This is a genomic window from Paenibacillus sp. 01T422, from assembly GCF_056398785.1.
This window is the reverse complement of record NZ_JBFTQB010000023.1, coordinates 1-16427: the sequence shown is the minus strand read 5'-3', so window position 1 is coordinate 16427 and position 16427 is coordinate 1. Positions and strand designations below refer to the sequence as shown.

The window sequence follows — 16427 nt, the reverse complement described above, 5'->3', positions numbered from 1 at the left end:
GGTTACCTCAAAAGCTATTCGACTGAAAAAGCCAAGGAGATGTACCAAGATAACGAAAATAGCAAGGAATATCTCGATACTGAAAATGTCGGCTTCGATGGCATCGAGAGAATGTATCAAGATGAGCTTCGCGGGAAAAATGGGTATAAAATTTACCCCGTTAATGCTGCCATGAAAATTATCGGCCGCGCGACAGTAACGAAACCAACCAAAGGTAACAACTTGTATCTGTCGATCAATAAAGATATTCAGAAGACGGCTGAAAAGGCGATCGCTGATCAGATTGCTTTTTTACATACACCGTATGCGCGGAATGATGCTTTTATCAAATATGGAGCGAATGCGCAGGCTGGTTATGCGGTTGCTATGGAAGTAGACACAGGGCGTGTCGTGACGATGGCTAATTACCCGGACTACAATTCCAATGAATGGACAGGCGGTATTTCACAAGCGACATTGGATGAAGTCGGGTCCTATATTGCTAATGGTTCGATTACAACAGCGTATCCGAAATACACAGACAAAGAGCGTCCGAAACATCCGTCTTCGATCGTCTTCATGGGTTCCACAATCAAACCATTGTCTGTTCTGATTGGTTTAACAGAGAAATTGATTACACCTTCCAATCAATATTATTACGATTCGGGTACGTTCACTTTCGGTAAGGCGAATTCTACAAGTTCAATTTCCAACTCAGGGAGAACGGCTTATGGAAACTTGGATGCCTCCAGCTCCATCGAACATTCGTCTAATACGTACATGTCGGCCAAAGTCGGGATTCCATTTTATTTAAAATATGGCGGCGAAAATCCTGCAGTAACTGACAAATGGGCGGAATATTTGGCGAAGTTCGGCTTAGGTGTCAAAACAGGAAGTGGCCTACCTGGCGAAAATGCGGGTTCGAATGACTTTGCCAAGAACGCCAAAAAAGACAGTTATCAGTCTGCCATGGTATATGCTTCATGGGGGCAGAACGAGAAAACAACAACGCTGCAACTCGCGCAGTTCGCTGCCACTCTGGGCAGCCGCGGTAAACGGATGAAGCCGTTGTACGTAGATGAGATTCGAAGCTTTGAAGGTGAACTTGTCAAAAAAGTGGAACCTGAAGTGCTGGAGGATTCGAGCGCTTTGTTCGCCAAAGCCGACTGGAACACCATCATCCATGGGATGAAGAGTGGTGCGGAAGGCATTGATGAGCTACCCTATAACGTAGCTCGGAAGACAGGGACTTCGACGCAAGCTGTCTCAGGCGGAACGATCGACAACGCCGTGTTCATCGCTTTCGCGCCGGTCGAGAATCCGAAGCTCGCTATCGCTGTCGTCGTGCCTGAAGGCGGCTACGGGCGCTATGGCGCATCCCCGATTGCGGCAAAAATCTTTCAGGCTTACGATGTAGCCAACGAAGGCATTTTGACCAAGCTTGGCGGCGGCAAGAGGCCTTGGTAGAGGCAGAATAGAGTGAAAAATCCTTCAAATCCACTTCATGAGTGGGGGTGAAGGTTTTTTTGTGAGCTTGTCTTGGGAATAGAAAGAAATTTCCAAAATTTAGTGAACTTAGTTGCAGGCCACTTCGTCTGTTTCAGGATACATCCTGACACAGAAGGGGGCCTTACAGTGATGAGATCGCCGATTGCGGATGATCCGAAGAAAAAAGAGCTGGCACAAAAGAGGCATTTTTCGCTGCGAATTAATCTTTTTTTCTTTGTAACCTTTGTATTATTTTCCATCCTGATCGTGCGACTGGCTATGTTGCAATTTGTTCAAACGAAAATGCACAAGGCCGCAGAGAATAGAAATGGCACACAAACAATTCAAATCGCTCCCATCCGGGGCAACATCTATGACGCCTCGAAATCTCCGCTTGCGTATACCATTCCCATGCAATCCTTATTTTTTCGAATTGATCCCAGCGCTCAAAAGCTAGATGACTTAATTGCTATAGCGGATCGGCTGAAAGTTGATGTTTTCGACAAGTATGCCAAACCCAATTCGAAAAGTCCGACCCCGGAAGAAATCATTCTAGCGATGGACATCGGCTACGACTACCATAAGAATGAAATCAAAAAGCCAAGTTATTACTGGGTTCCGCGAAGAATTAAGGCGGATTTGTCCAGCGATGAGATCGCCTTTATTCTAGAGCATAGGGATGAATTTAAATGGTTAGACGTAACGGAGGAAAGCATTCGCACTTATGAAATGGATGATGACGGTAATACTACAATTGCTACGCATTTAGTGGGATATACGAACTCTTTCACTTCACCGACAGCCAAAGAAATCTACAAAGACAGCCCGATGGTTCAGGAATATTTGAGCTCAGAAAATGTGGGATTCGATGGGATCGAACGCATGTATCAGGATGAGCTGCGCGGCAGAAACGGCAGTAAGACATACCCGGTTGACGCCGTTAACAAAATAATTGGGAGGGCCGAAGTCACGGCTCCAGTTAAAGGAAATAATCTATATTTGACCATCCACAAAGATATCCAGAAAGCGACAGAACGAATGCTGAAGGAGCATATTCGCTACCTGGGCAGCCCATCGCACGCTAATGATTTGTATTTGAGTCTTGGGATGCAAGCAGCATCCGGGTTTGCCGTTGCTATGGAGGTAGATACGGGACGGGTAGTGACGATGGCGAACTATCCGGATTATGACGCTAACGCATGGACCGGTGGCATGTCGGCAAGCGTTTATAAAGAAATCGAAACCTTTATCCCCAATGGCAGCATTCGAACAGCTAAAGCTAAGTATCCAGACGAAAAAGAAAATGCGAAACATCCATCATCGATTGTGTTCATGGGTTCAACGATCAAGCCTATGTCCGTGTTGATAGGGCTTAAAGAGAAATTCTTCAGCGGGTCTGGGAAGATTTATTACGATACGGGGTCGTTTAGCTTCGGAAAAGGCGGCAATAGCACCATCACCAATTCGGGGAAAGCGGCTTATGGGGATATGGATGCTGCGGGAGCCATTGAGCATTCCTCTAACACGTTCATGTCTGAAAAAGTCGGAATTCCTTTCTGGGCGAAATTCGGCAGAGAGGATCCCGCTGTAACTGCCAAATGGGCCGAATACATGGCGAAATTCGGGATGGGGATCAAAACAGGGAGTGGCCTGCCAGGTGAGCTTGCAGGATCTAACGATTTTATCAAAAATGCCGTGAAAGACAGTTATCAATCCGCGATGGTTTACGCTTCATGGGGACAAAATGAAAAAACGACAACCTTGCAGCTTGCTCAGTACACAGCTACGTTGGCTAGTCGCGGAAAGCGGATGAAGCCGTTGTTCGTGGATGAAATTCGCGACTATCAGGGTCAGCTGGTAAGGAAAGTAGAGTCTGAACTGCTGGAAGACTCGTCGTCGGAGTTTGCCAAAGAGGACTGGAACACCATTATCCACGGGATGAAAAGTGGAGCAGAAGGGATTGACGAGCTGCCGTTTAATGTGGCGCGCAAAACAGGAACCTCCACCCAAAGCGTATCGGGAGGTTCGGTTGAAAATGCCGTGTTCATCGCCTTCGCGCCGGTCGAGAACCCGAAGCTTGCGGTCGCGGTTGTTGTGCCTGAAGGCGGATTTGGTCGCTATGGCGCATCTCCGATTGCGGCTGAGATCTTTCGAGCTTATGACGCTGCGAACGACGGCGTCTTGACGAAGCTTGGCGGCGGGAAGCGGCCTTGGTAGGTGTGGGTTGGCGGCTGGGAGGGGAGCTAAGAGCCAAGTCGTGCGATGAGCTGGCGGGCCGGGGGAGCTAGGGAGCCCAGGAATCCAGGGAGCCGGGGAGCTCGTGAGGACCGAGAGCTGGGAGGCCCAGGAATCCAGGGAGTGGGGGAGCTCGAGAGGACCGAGAGCTGGGGAGTACAGGGAATCCAGGGAGTCGGAGAGCTCGAGAGGACCGAGAGCTGGACCCGGAGCACACACATGCTTCCCCCACTCTAAGATCCTTCGGCCTCAACCTTGCAACGGAACTGTGGTGCGCTATTTGAGCGAAAAAGACTGTTTTCGCGATTAGGAGGAACGACAGGGTCTTATCTGTTCGCGAACACGACTATTTCAGGAGATTACACCCAAATAACGGATCGTAGTTCCCACTAAATCCCAATACTGAGGGAATCTGCAGAAATAGCGGTCCATAGTTCCGCTAGCCGCACGAACAAGCAAGAAGAGAGAGGCCGCCTCAGACAGCAGCCTCTCTCTCTTCATGCTTTTACTGGCGTACCCGCATCCACACCGCCATCTCACCAACTCCACGATTTCCCCATTGGAAATAGGGAACTGCCTGCAAGGCAACTGGCTCAGCCGTTGGCGCCCAACGACGGTACGGTTCAGCCGAAGCCCACGCCTCAGATGAGGCATCCCTAAAGCCCTCGGCCTCGATCTTCACAGTGCCGCCAAGCACATCTGCGTCAGCCTCCACCTTCAGTCTCGTTCCACTCTGAAGACTAAGGCTAGCCAGCGGAGCCTCATTATCAACTTGCTCAACGCAGTAGACAAGAGGCCCTCTTTGGATCGCGGCTTTACCGGCATTGCTGCGGATGAGTGGGTTCGCTTGGATGAGATGAGCCTCCATCGGAAGCAGCCAAGTGACGGTGTCACCATCCGTCCAAATCCGCTCGATAATCGCGTAGCCATTCTCAACAGGGTACCCCTCCACTTGCTCACCGTTGATGAGCAAGTGAGGTTGGCTGTCGCACCAGTAAGGCACGCGCAACGCAAGCGTGAACGAACGCGGCTGGGCCAAGCTTAGCTCAAGCGAAGCTTCCCCTTTCCAAGGCAGCGAACATACCTGTTTCAGCCCAACTTGTGMATCATCATCCAGCGTAATGGTGCTTTCGCTGCCGATAAACAAATGGCAATTGATGCGTCCTGCCTCTGTCGTATAAATGTACTCCCCAAGTGAAGAGAGAATCCGTGCCAAGTTGGGAGGGCAGCAAGCGCACCCAAACCATTTCTGGCGCTCAGCTTTGACATGATGCTTACCAGGATTGCTCGCTGAAGCTTGAGGCCAAACCTCCAACGGATTCACATAGAAAAACCGTTTTCCATCCTGACTCATACTGCCGATGATGATGTTATACAGTGCCCGCTCGATCACGTCAGCATACTCGCTCCGTGTTTCGAGGCGCAGCATGCGCTGTGCAAAAAACACTAAGCCGATGGAAGCGCAAGTCTCCGCATACACCGTATCGTTCGGCAGATCATAATCGAACGAGAACGCCTCCCCATGGTGCGTCGAACCGATGCCGCCAGTGATGTACATTTGCTTCTGTGTCATATTGGCCCAGAGTTTCTTGCAAGCAGCAAGCAGCTTCTCGTCCCCTGTCAGCCTGGCCAAATCAGCCATTGCCGTGTACATATATACAGCTCTAACTGAATGCCCGATTGCTGTATCTTGCTCACGAACAGGCAGATGGCTTTGATTATAAATGCTGCTCAGACTCGGTGATGGGGTTTGACCAGCGCGATAGATTGAGGTTTTTCCCCGTCGCTCCCACTCTTCCTCGAAGAAATCAGGTCGTTGTCCTCGCTCATCGATGAAATAGCAGGCAAGCTGGAGATATTTCTCCTGCTTCGTTACCGTATACAATTTGACCAAAGCCAATTCGATTTCTTGATGCCCATCATATCCTTTAAGCTTTCCATTCTCACGTCCGAATACATCCTGGATATGGTCCGCAAAACGGCACATCGCATCCAGCAGCTTCCTTTTCCCTGTAGCCTCAAAGTACGCAACGGCAGCTTCAATCATGTGACCTGCGCAATACAGTTCATGGCATTCATACAAGTTAGTCCAGCGTTTGCCAGGTTCCTTGATGGTATAGTAGGTATTCAAATAACCATCACTTTGCTGTGCTTGGACGATGAGGTCGATTGTCTCATCTGCAGTCTGTTCCAATGCTGCATCAGGATGTTGTTGCAGGGAATAGGCGACAGCTTCGAGCCATTTGGCCAGATCGGAGTCTTGGAACACCCAGCCCCGGTATTCCCCGGTTTCCAAACCTGCGGCAATTCGGAAATTATGGATTGCATGGCTTGGTTCAGCGTCCGGAACGCGATCATTCAGCGCTTCCCATTGATATGGAATGACGGTATTTCGAACAAGGCTGACGTAGTGATTCCAGAAGTCATCGTTGATTTGGATTTGATTCAGAGACAATTTGTGCTTAGCCGGTAGCAGTGCATTTGACATGAAGCAACCTCCTGAATTTTGCGAATTAGGCTTTACTTTCCCCAATTATATGAGGGATACTGGGGAAGCAACAGGTAGGAATACAACCATTTATTTATAAAATTTCACACAATTTATTAAAGGAGTCCGCTGCCTGATGAAAGAGATATCGCTAGCTGCACCGCCTATGCCCTATTATTTGGAAAGCGGATTTAGCACGTATAGCGCAGGGGACACGCACCCGGATCGCGCAGGGTTAGGGATGTATGATCTTCTTTTCATTACGAAAGGTACGCTTCATTTGGGGGAAGAGGAGCTGACGTGGAGCTTGACGGAAGGCCAGTATGTGCTGCTGCTTCCGGACAAATATCATTATTCCGTACGCCCCTGTGAGGCGGACTGTCATTTTTTTTGGCTCCATTTTCGAACCACCAGCCCTTACATGATCAGAGAGAGCAAACCCTTCCCGCGCAGTGAATTCGTTTTACCACAAAAAAATGAAATAACCTTGCATCAACAGGGAGCTGTTTCAGACCTCGAGCGGATTCAACAGCTTTGGCACCAACTCATACAAATGTCCGTCTCTGAGAGATCGTTATCGTTCTGGGAAGAGCAGCGTATTTTCACAGAAATCCTGCGTGCGCTGGACATTGGGAGTAAGCCTGATGAACAGTCCAAAATACACAGGCTGGCTGAGAGAATTGAGGCTTACCTCAAGCAGCATTACTCGGCAGATGTGACCAATGAGAGGTTAGCTGATGAGTTTCATTTTCATCCGAATTACTTGAGTCGCTGCATGAAAAGTGTTTATGGCTGTACGCCATTAGAATATTTGCTCGCCTATCGAATCGAACAATCCAAGCTGCTGCTGCTCAAAACGCAGTGGTCTATTGAGCGCATCTCTGAGGAGGTGGGCTTCCATCATGCGGCGTACTTCTCGAACTGTTTTCGTGCCAAAATAGGTCTCTCACCACTTGCCTACCGGAAGCAATATATAAGAGGTGGAACCGTTTATCATAACTAAGCATATGTTGGTGCAAGGAGGAAAGCCCTCCTATACACCAAAAGTTGCGCGAGGTAAACTTTTGTGCACAGAGAAAAGAAAGGTGGGGGACAGCATGAAAACAACGCGATTAACAGCTTCATTAAAAAGACTGATCATTACCTTCATTTTCCTATGATTGACAGCTGAATGCGTACTTTCATCCTATTTCCAGTATGGCGGACGGATATGGTATACTAATGTATCGGTAGTCGCGAGAGATAGTTTGATGAATGGTACGGAGGAGTGAGTTTCACCATGTGTGGTATTACGGGTGTGATGTATTTTGAAGATAGAGAACCAACAGTTGCCATGCTGCAGCAAATGACGGATGTGATTGTGCATCGGGGACCGAACGATTCCGGTTTTTGGACGGACAATCGGATTGGTCTTGGCTTTCGCCGGTTGTCCATTATTGATATACAAGAGGGGCATCAGCCGCTAGCCAACGAGGATGATTCTGTGTGGATCATTTTTAATGGAGAGATTTATAATTACAAAGAGTTACGCGGAATGCTGCAAGAACGCGGCCATCAATTCCGCACGCATAGCGATACGGAGGTTATTGTTCACCTTTATGAGGAGTTTGGAGAGGAATGCGTCAAGCATTTGCGTGGCATGTTCGGGTTCGTTATCTGGGACAAGAAAAAGAAGCAGCTGTTCGGAGCGAGAGACCATTTCGGCATTAAGCCGTTTTATTATCATGTCAATGACCGTCAGTTTTTGTTCGGCTCAGAAATTAAGAGCTTGCTCGCTGCGGATGGCATGAACCGGTTGATCCATACGGACAGCTTGCTGAACTATTTGACCTTTCAATATGTACCAGAGCCGAACACGATGTTCCACGGCATCCACAAATTGCCGCCTGCCCACTATGTAAAGGTAACCTTCGATGGAGAGATGACGATACATAAGTATTGGGATCCGATGTTTGAGCCGGAAGAACGTCCTTTTGACTATTATGTGGAGCAGATCCGCGAAACGTTGAAGGACTCCGTCAAGCACCACATGGTCAGTGACGTGGAGCGGGGATGTTTCTTATCCAGTGGGATCGACTCCACGGCCATCGCTACCCATATGCGGAACATTGAACCAATCCGCACGTTCTCCGTTGGCTTCGAAGGCGCCAACAACGAAACGCCGATCGCCGCCCAAACGGCTGCGACGCTGGGCACAGAGCACTACGACAAAGTCATCACGAAGGATGACTTCTTCAGTACGATGCCGAAGGCGATCTGGCACCAGGACGAGCCTGTCGCCGATCCTTCGGCCATTGCCCTCTACCACGTGGCGCAGCTTGCGCGCGAGCACGTGACGGTTGTGCTGTCCGGCGAAGGCGCGGACGAGCTGTTCGGCGGCTATCGCATCTATCGCGAGCCGCAGTCCTTGCGGCCGATTGATCAGCTGCCGCATTCGATCAAGCGCATGCTGAATCGCTTCGCCCGGATGCTGCCAAGCAGCGTGAAGGGGCGCAATTATGTCTTGCGCGGCACGACGCCGCTAGAGGAGCGCTTCCTCGGTAATGCGAAGATTTTCACAGAGGATATGAAAGCGGAAGTACTGCGCCTTGATAATGAGATGCTGCGGGCTTACAAGAATCCTGTGCAGATCGCCGGAGACTACTACAACAAGACCAAACATCTCGATCCGGTCAGTCGGATGCAATATATCGACATGAATCTATGGATGCCAGGCGATATTCTTATGAAAGCCGATAAGATGACGATGGCGCATTCGCTTGAACTGCGAGTTCCTTTCCTAGATAAGGAGCTGTTCGAGGTGGCACGCCGCATTCCGGCGAAATATCGAATTGCCAATGGCACAACCAAATATATTTTCCGTAAAGCGATGGAAGGCATCATACCGGATCCGATTCTGAATCGTCCGAAGTTGGGCTTCCCAGTACCTTTGCGTCAATGGATACAAGGCTCGATGGGCGATGTGCTGCTTGAGCAGATCAAAGCCAGCGGGATTGAAGATTACATTAACATGAACACAGTAGAACGAATGCTTCAGAAGCACCGGAGCGGTCAAGGCGATTATGCGCGCCGGATTTGGACGATCTATATTTTTGCCCTTTGGCATATGACTTTTATGGAAGAGCTGCCTAAGAAAGTGCTCGCTGCTTACTAGGTCTATGAAGGACAGGAGATGGGGAACGTGGGAACTTATAAGTTAATAGCCCTCGATATGGACGGTACCTTATTGGATGAGGAGAAGAAAATATCTCCGGAAAATCAATCCGCAATTCGTCAAGCGACGGAGGCTGGCAAAATAGTCATCATGTCGACCGGCCGCGGAGCCATTAGCGCCATGCCTTATATTCAGGAGCTGGGGTTGTCTTCTCCCATGGTAATGGTGAATGGCAGTGAAGTGTGGGAGTCGCCGGATAAATTGCTTCGGAGAACACTGCTTCCTGTAGAAACCGTGAGCCGATTGCACGCGCTAGCTGAGGAGCATGACTGCTGGTGGTGGGCTTACTCTGTCGAAGAGGGGGTCTTCAACCGCGAGCGCGAAGGCCTGGACATTCCGAACGGCGAATGGCTGAAGTTCGGTTTCTTTACGGAAAATGCGGAGAAATTGCAGCATATTCGCGGAATTGCAGAGAGTTGGGGAACACTTGAAATTACCAACTCTCACCCATCAAACATTGAATTAAATCCGCTTGGTATCAGTAAAGCGACTGGCGTGGAGGCTGTTTGTCAGCTGCTGGGGATTCAGATGTCCGAAGTTATTGCAATGGGAGACAGCCAGAATGATATCTCGATGATTCGTGAAGCAGGTCTTGGTGTCGCCATGGGCAATGCGCAGGATGAAGTCAAGCAGATTGCAGATATCACGACGGTTACGAACGAAGAGAGTGCGGTTGCCAAAATCATTCATGCGTATATGCTCTAAAAGTCATAAGACTCTTAGCGAGTACAATAACGGACGGAGATGAGCCCATGATCACGTTAGCCTGGAGCTTGGTCATTCTTTTGTTTGTCGTAGGTATGGTTGGCGCGGTTTATCCAGTGCTGCCTGGTGTTTTGGCGATATATGCAGCGTTTTTCCTATATGGCTGGCTGATTAGCTTTGAGCCGTTCGGCTGGGTGTTCTGGACCACGCAAACCCTGATTGTCATCATTGTTATGGTTGCCGATTACGCGGTCAGTGCAATGGGGGTCAAGAAATTCGGAGGTTCGAAGGCGGCTGTGATTGGGAGTACCATTGGCCWTATTATTGGACCTTTCGTTATTCCAGCCTYCGGATTAATCATAGGACCCTTCTTAGGCGCTGTGATTGGTGAGATCATTATCGGCACCAAATGGCAGAATGCGATCAGCGCCGGGATTGGCTCCGTGATCGGTTTCTTTGCGAGCAGTGCTGTCAAAATTGTGCTGCAGCTGGCAATGATTGTTCTCTTCTTTATTTGGGTTTTTTAATAGAACAGGATGTTGTTTGAATACGGGATTAGAGAGTAGGAACACATTTGACGAAGGAAACCAAAGATTCTCTTGTAAAAGGGACGCTCATTCTCACCGTAGCCGCGCTTGTAGCGCGGTTTCTCGGCGTTTTCCAGCGTATTCCGTTGGTTCACCTGCTGCATGAGGGTGGGATGGGCAGTTATTCGATTGCTTTTAATCTGTACTCTATTCTTCTTGTTGTAGCAACAGCAGGGATTCCCAGCGCGTTAAGCAAAATGGTATCAGAGAAGTATGCCATCGGACGACCTGCCGAGGCAGAGCGAATCTATCGCGCGGCTATTTTATTTGCTATCGTTGCTGGTGCGCTCATGACCGTGCTGTTATATGTTTTCGCACCGATTTATGCGGAACAAATTTCACGCGGGGGACCCGACGCTACGCTGGCAACTCGCGCTATCGCGCCGGCCATGCTGTTCTTCCCGCTCATTGCGATTATGCGCGGCTACTTCCAAGGCAGACAAAACATGATGCCTAACGGGGTATCGCAAGTTGTGGAACAAATTTTCAGACTGGTCACCTCGATTGGTCTTGCCTTTATTCTATTAAACATTAGTTTGGCCTGGGGTGTAGCAGGTGCATCATTTGGTGGAGTCATGGGAGGAATTGCCGCGCTAGCCGTTATGCTCTACTTTGCGATGAAGCTCAAACGCAGGGACGCTCAAAGGCTGAAAGAGAGTGTGTCTCACTCCGCGGCTAATGAAACCGCAGCCGGACATTCCCCGGCACCAGCAACAGCACCGACAAAGTATAGCGAGATTTACCGCAGCCTGCTGAAGCTTTCGATCCCAATCGTGATCTTCTCCGTGACGGTTACCTTGGTCTATGCGATCGATACATCGATCATTATCCCGCTCTTGGAGGGATCAATTGGCAGCAGCGAGGCGCTTGGGTTAGTCGGTATTATCGGGGGCCGCGCGCAATCTCTGGCAGGTATCCCGATTATCTTGGCGATCGCGCTTAGCCAATCTGTTGTGCCGATCATTTCAGCGGCTTACTCCCGCAAAGACCTGAAACAGGTGGGGCACCAAACAACCAGAGTGCTCCAGTTGTCCATTCTATCAGGACTGCCTGCGGTGCTTGTGATCGCAATTGCCGCGCGCCCGCTCGATTTCTTCATGTTTGGGCATGAGGATACTGCTTATGGGATGAGTCATGGACCTTACATGATCTCCTTGTTAACTCTAGGCGCTATGTTCCAAATTGTCATGCAGACTTCTGGTGCGGTATTGATGGGCATGGGCCGTATGAAACCGTTGATGCTGCATGTTGCCGTAGGTATTGCGGTTAAGCTGGCGGGCAGCTTCTTGCTCGCTCCATTGTTCGGCATTTATGGCATCATTGGTTCCACAGGACTTTGCTTCATCGCCATGTCGTGGCTCAATTTGCGCACGCTGCGCAAAGAAGTGAAATTCACCATTCTCGGACGACGCTTTATCGGTTTAATGATTTCGATTGTGGTCATTATCGGCTTAGGCATCGCGGCAGAGTGGTTGACCCATACGTATGTGCAACCAACGAGCATGTACAGGATTAATGAAGGAATTAACGCTGTACTCGTTTGCGGCTTCACGGCAGCTCTGTATCCGTTGATGCTAATGGTGACGCGAGTAGTTACGAAGGACGATGTGAAGAATTTCCCAGCGCCTGTTCAAAAGCTGATTGGCAAAGCAAGTCGTCTTATCGGACGACGTTCATAGCCTGCGCAGCAAGGATGGCAAGCTCAATGTTATTAAGCCATTCGCTCGCGGCATGGGTTAAATCAATGGTCTGTGGCACTGCGATAGGGCGCATATACCGCATAGGCGTCTCGACCTCTTGAAACCAGTCGCCAGGTTCCACAGGCATTAGCGGTCTATCCGGCCATACAGTTTCAAGTGTAGGACTATACAAAGGTGAGCTTCCTTTCTTAAGGAAGCAGCCATCCAGCCTCTCCTGATAGGGATTATCAGGGGGGGCTTTTTGTATGGGGGTAAATAAGTGGGGCCAATAATCCGCGCGTGAACCCGTGTGTGCCGTTGATGCAGCGAAGCGGAGTACACCCTGAAGTACTTCAGGTACCCCGAATAGAAGAGCGTAAAGGTCTTTCCCAAGGGCTATACGTTCAGTTAAGTTGGCAAAATTCTCGAGAATGAGTCCAGCCAGACGGGGCTGGGGGGAGCCGGTTTCGGTGGATGGGGACCAAAAAGGGAAGCCAACTTGATTCATTTGCAGCCAGCCTTGGGCTTTGAAAAGGGCCTTATCCAGCACGGTTTGTTGGAACTGTCCTTTTTGGACGATACGTTGTTCGATATAATTTTGTTCATTCACAATAAGAGCAATCGTCAGCCCGGCGGAGTCTGGATCTCTCCAGAATTCATGCCAGGCAGGGACCATCCACATGGAAATATCCAAATGGGGAAGCAAGTGAAACAGATTTTTTTCGCGTTTCTTGCTCGCCTCATAAAGCAGTAATTGCGGATAAGCATCTTGAAAAATAAGACCGTTCGCGCGCTCCAGAAAAGCAAACAAGTGCTCAGCTTGATCACTGTCAATGAGGTGCGGCAGCAGCTCGCCTCGGAGGTCGGTCATGTTCCAACCACCATTACGGGAGACCATATGGGCTAGCAGAGCCCAATGAAGCTCTGGATACGCTTGGTAACAAGCCCAATAGGCCATTGTGCGCGTTATGTTATTCCGGTTCTCCTGCTGGGTTCGAGTTCGGATGTCCTCCACGAGCTCTCTCTCCTCCGATGAAAGAGGGAACGGCTGAACACCGCCTCGAAGAAGCTCTAATTGCTGGATGAGGCCCTTTTCTAATCTTCCAGCGATGTTTTTTGACAAAGGAATGTTGTCCAAACTTGTTGACCTCATAATGACCTCCTCGACCTTACCTGCGTCCTCTCCTTATTGTTGGCCCATTTGCTCACAGCTATGTGAGGTTTACTCGTATTTTAGGCCGATTTTTCACATAAATGGGGGAAGCACCTGATAATTAAATCCAATTACTGACTTAATTTTGTGCATAAAATGAACTAACAGAAGTCAGCGTTGGCGGGGTGATTTACATCAGCATTCACATGTACGTGACAAGTTGTCGTCCGTGTCCCAAGAAGACGACCAAACGGCGAAAAAAGAGGTCCAGGCATAAAAACAAACGCCTAGGAGTCAAATATTTGGCGCAGATCTATTTCTTCTATGCTATTTCCGATGGGGAGAAAAGGGTGTACACCAATAAAGACCAGATCCCCGGCTATGGGATTCAATCCATTCCGAGCCCGAAGATCATCTCTTATCGACAAGTCTTCGTGAACGGTGTCTTGCAGCCTCGAACGTTATATCACATACGGGAAGGTTCTTTAACTTTAACCTCAGAGGATGTTCCGGAAAAAGGTGTCCCCATCATCGTCCAAAGCGTTCGTATCTATAGATAGCCATTGGGAATTAGGGAAGGGGGTGAAATTATGGCAGCGTCTTTGATTAAACTTTTTGTGACCGCCACAGCTTCCGCACCGGTTGCTACTGGGGGCACCGTTGAAACAACGGTAGATCCCGATGTAACAAGATATAACGCAGTTCTTACTGCAGGTATGATTGGCGCCACAGATACAACGATTCTGGCAGCGAGCTTCTTAGATGACGATGGTGTTGCGGTTACAACCCTTCCAGCACCTCCGACAGACGGTTACTACAACGTATATGTCAACGGTGTGCTGCAAGAGGGAGGTTTGTCCACCCTTACAACGGCATCCCTGGTTTTGGCAACAACAGCAGCAGTAGCTGGTACGCCAGTCGTTCTCCAAGTCTCAGACTACTCAAATACGACTTCTGATATTACTGTTGAACCGACGATTTCTGCACCGACAATTACGGTTGTTGTGTAATACGGAAAACATCCCTCTAGCTTAGGTTAGCAGGGATGTTTTTTAGTTTTATGTATGGATCTACTATTCGTATTGATGATAAAATTGGTGACTATCATTCATAAAAGTAAATTTATGGGATTAATATGCTTGACAAAAGAAGTGTATGAAGGGTATAGTACACTTAGTGTATGAGTCAATTAATACACACACTATAATTATCCAGATTTACTAAGGAAGTACATAGGAGATGGGTAGATGAACATTACGTTTAACAATCGCGATCCGGTTTATCTGCAGGTTGTCCGGCATTTTAAAGAAGAAATGGCAACAGGTAAGTTGGCAGCAGGCCAGGAAATTGCATCTAGGCGTGAACTTGCAGGTTTGCTCCAAATTAATCCCAATACTGTGCAGAGGGCGTATAAAGAAATGGAGGAGCAACATTTGATAACAACCGCGGGTAATTCCCCTAGTCGCATAACGACGGACAAGCAGGTATTGAATTCGATTCGTCAAGAGCTTATTCAGGAGGCTGTGGAGGTGTTTATACAATCTATCAAAAAGATTGAACTCCCCACGGATGATCTGCTTCGTTTTGTCAAAGAGAAGTATGAGGCAGAGCGAGCAAGGGAGGTTAAGGAATGATAGAAGTCGATCGAATTGTTAAGAAATATGGGAGAAAAAATGTTCTTGATGAGGTTTCTTTCACAGCGGAAAAGGGAGAAATCACTTGTCTCATTGGCATTAACGGCGTCGGTAAATCCACAATCATGAAGGCCATTATGGGGCTGACTCCCGTTGGAAGTGGTCGAATTCGAATTGACGATCTGCCTGTTAACAAGATGGCCTATGAGAAAATTGTGTTTATTCCGGATACATTGACGATGCCTTCTTCTATGAAAATAGGAAAAGCCATGCAGTTTATGCAGGACTTCTATCCGAACTGGAATGAGAAGCGGGCACAGGACCTGCTAGCTTTTTTTAAATTGAAAAAGGAAGACCGGCTAGGCAGCTTGTCCAAAGGGAATTCGGCGAAAGCGAATTTATTGCTCGGGCTCTCCCTGGATGCTGATTACCTGCTCATGGACGAACCTTTCTCCGGGATTGATATGTTCAGCCGTGAGCAGATTGCCGCTGTGTTCACCAATCATCTGATTGAAGACCGAGGAGTTCTGATAACGACGCACGAAATTCACGATATTGAACATTTAATTGATAAAGTTGTACTACTTGAACAAGGACGGGYGTTGAAACAATTTTATGCGGAGGAAATGCGATCCAGGGAAGCGAAATCCGTCGTAGATGTTATGAGGGAGGTGTATCTGGCATGAGCAATTTTGGAAAATTGCTGAACTGGGAGATTGTCCGTTTTAGCAAGTTTTATGGTGCATTGTTCGTTATTACTTTACTTTTGCAATTATTGGACGTTTGGTTATACACGCATGGTTATATGAATAATGCCGAAAGAACGATGGAGAGTCAATCAATGACAGCCGTCCAATATACCGAGAATTTTGGCAAAGCCAGCTTGAATGGCTATGATAATATCATATTTGATTGGTCTATTAGTCTGTGCGGTGTGACGCTTCTCCTCTATATTTTTCTTATTTGGTATAAGGAATGGGTAGGTAGAAGTACGTTTGCTTACAGGCTGCTTATGCTGCCAACTTCGAGAATGAATGTGTTTTTGGCCAAGTTGAGCTCCATTGTCTTGTTTGTTTGGGGGCTTGTTGCTTACCAATTTCTACTGCTGTACGTTCGGATTACGGCATTCGAGGCATTGCTTCCAAGTGAATTCAGACAAGACGTGACAGTCTCGGAAATCATTCAGCATCACCCTGTACTCAAAATCCTGCTTCCTTCGTATTTCATAGAATTTGCTCTTTACTACGGAGCAGGTGTGGTGAGTG

14 protein-coding genes are annotated in these 16427 nt (G+C 48.4%); 12 read left to right on the top strand and 2 right to left on the bottom strand.

The features are described from left to right. Positions 1-1446, top strand: a 1446-nt coding sequence (locus AC1DUA_RS02595; RefSeq protein ID WP_477498245.1) for a peptidoglycan D,D-transpeptidase FtsI family protein, incomplete at its 5' end; no start/stop codon positions are given. 171 nt (positions 1447-1617) lie between these two features. After that, on the top strand, positions 1618-3684 hold the full coding sequence (locus AC1DUA_RS02590; protein WP_477498246.1) for a peptidoglycan D,D-transpeptidase FtsI family protein: 2067 nt from the start codon (positions 1618-1620) through the stop codon (positions 3682-3684). Between the two features lie 523 nt (positions 3685-4207). Here the strand turns inward: AC1DUA_RS02590 and AC1DUA_RS02585 are convergent. Continuing rightward, a complete protein-coding gene (locus tag AC1DUA_RS02585; RefSeq protein ID WP_477498244.1) occupies positions 4208-6190 on the bottom strand; it encodes a glycoside hydrolase family 127 protein in 1983 nt (660 codons plus the stop codon). Between the two features lie 136 nt (positions 6191-6326). On the opposite strand from AC1DUA_RS02585, the gene AC1DUA_RS02580 reads away from it, so the two are divergent. From AC1DUA_RS02580 to AC1DUA_RS02560, 5 genes are all read left to right on the top strand, one after another. Next, positions 6327-7193 (top strand): helix-turn-helix transcriptional regulator, encoded by an 867-nt coding sequence (locus AC1DUA_RS02580; RefSeq protein WP_477498243.1) that lies wholly within the window; start codon positions 6327-6329, stop codon positions 7191-7193. Positions 7194-7469: 276 nt separating this feature from the next. Further along, positions 7470-9344, top strand: coding sequence for an asparagine synthase (glutamine-hydrolyzing) (asnB, locus tag AC1DUA_RS02575; protein ID WP_477498242.1), 1875 nt, complete (start codon positions 7470-7472; stop codon positions 9342-9344). 27 nt (positions 9345-9371) lie between these two features. Then, a complete protein-coding gene (locus AC1DUA_RS02570; protein ID WP_477498241.1) occupies positions 9372-10109 on the top strand; it encodes a Cof-type HAD-IIB family hydrolase in 738 nt (245 codons plus the stop codon). Between the two features lie 47 nt (positions 10110-10156). Beyond that, positions 10157-10636 (top strand): DUF456 domain-containing protein, encoded by a 480-nt coding sequence (locus tag AC1DUA_RS02565; protein WP_477498240.1) that lies wholly within the window; start codon positions 10157-10159, stop codon positions 10634-10636. 47 nt (positions 10637-10683) lie between these two features. Continuing rightward, positions 10684-12375, top strand: coding sequence for a putative polysaccharide biosynthesis protein (locus AC1DUA_RS02560; protein ID WP_477498239.1), 1692 nt, complete (start codon positions 10684-10686; stop codon positions 12373-12375). Here the strand turns inward: AC1DUA_RS02560 and AC1DUA_RS02555 are convergent. After that, a complete protein-coding gene (locus AC1DUA_RS02555) occupies positions 12356-13528 on the bottom strand; it encodes a DUF2515 family protein (RefSeq protein ID WP_477498238.1) in 1173 nt (390 codons plus the stop codon). The genes AC1DUA_RS02560 and AC1DUA_RS02555 overlap by 20 nt on opposite strands. 302 nt (positions 13529-13830) lie before the next feature. On the opposite strand from AC1DUA_RS02555, the gene AC1DUA_RS02550 reads away from it, so the two are divergent. The 5 genes from AC1DUA_RS02550 to AC1DUA_RS02530 all read left to right on the top strand — a co-directional run. Then, positions 13831-14088: a DUF4183 domain-containing protein gene (locus AC1DUA_RS02550; RefSeq protein WP_477498237.1), complete on the top strand. Its 258-nt coding sequence runs from the start codon at positions 13831-13833 to the stop codon at positions 14086-14088. Positions 14089-14118: 30 nt separating this feature from the next. Further along, positions 14119-14538, top strand: a complete 420-nt coding sequence (locus tag AC1DUA_RS02545; RefSeq protein WP_477498236.1) for a DUF4183 domain-containing protein — start codon at positions 14119-14121, stop codon at positions 14536-14538. Positions 14539-14775: 237 nt separating this feature from the next. Then, entirely contained in the window at positions 14776-15162 is a 387-nt protein-coding gene (locus AC1DUA_RS02540) for a GntR family transcriptional regulator (protein WP_477498235.1), read from the top strand. Then, positions 15159-15848: an ATP-binding cassette domain-containing protein gene (locus AC1DUA_RS02535; RefSeq protein ID WP_477498234.1), complete on the top strand. Its 690-nt coding sequence runs from the start codon at positions 15159-15161 to the stop codon at positions 15846-15848. Before AC1DUA_RS02540 ends, AC1DUA_RS02535 begins: the two co-directional genes overlap by 4 nt. Beyond that, on the top strand, positions 15845-16427 hold a 583-nt coding region (locus AC1DUA_RS02530), incomplete at its 3' end, for a hypothetical protein (protein WP_477498233.1). The genes AC1DUA_RS02535 and AC1DUA_RS02530, both read left to right, overlap by 4 nt.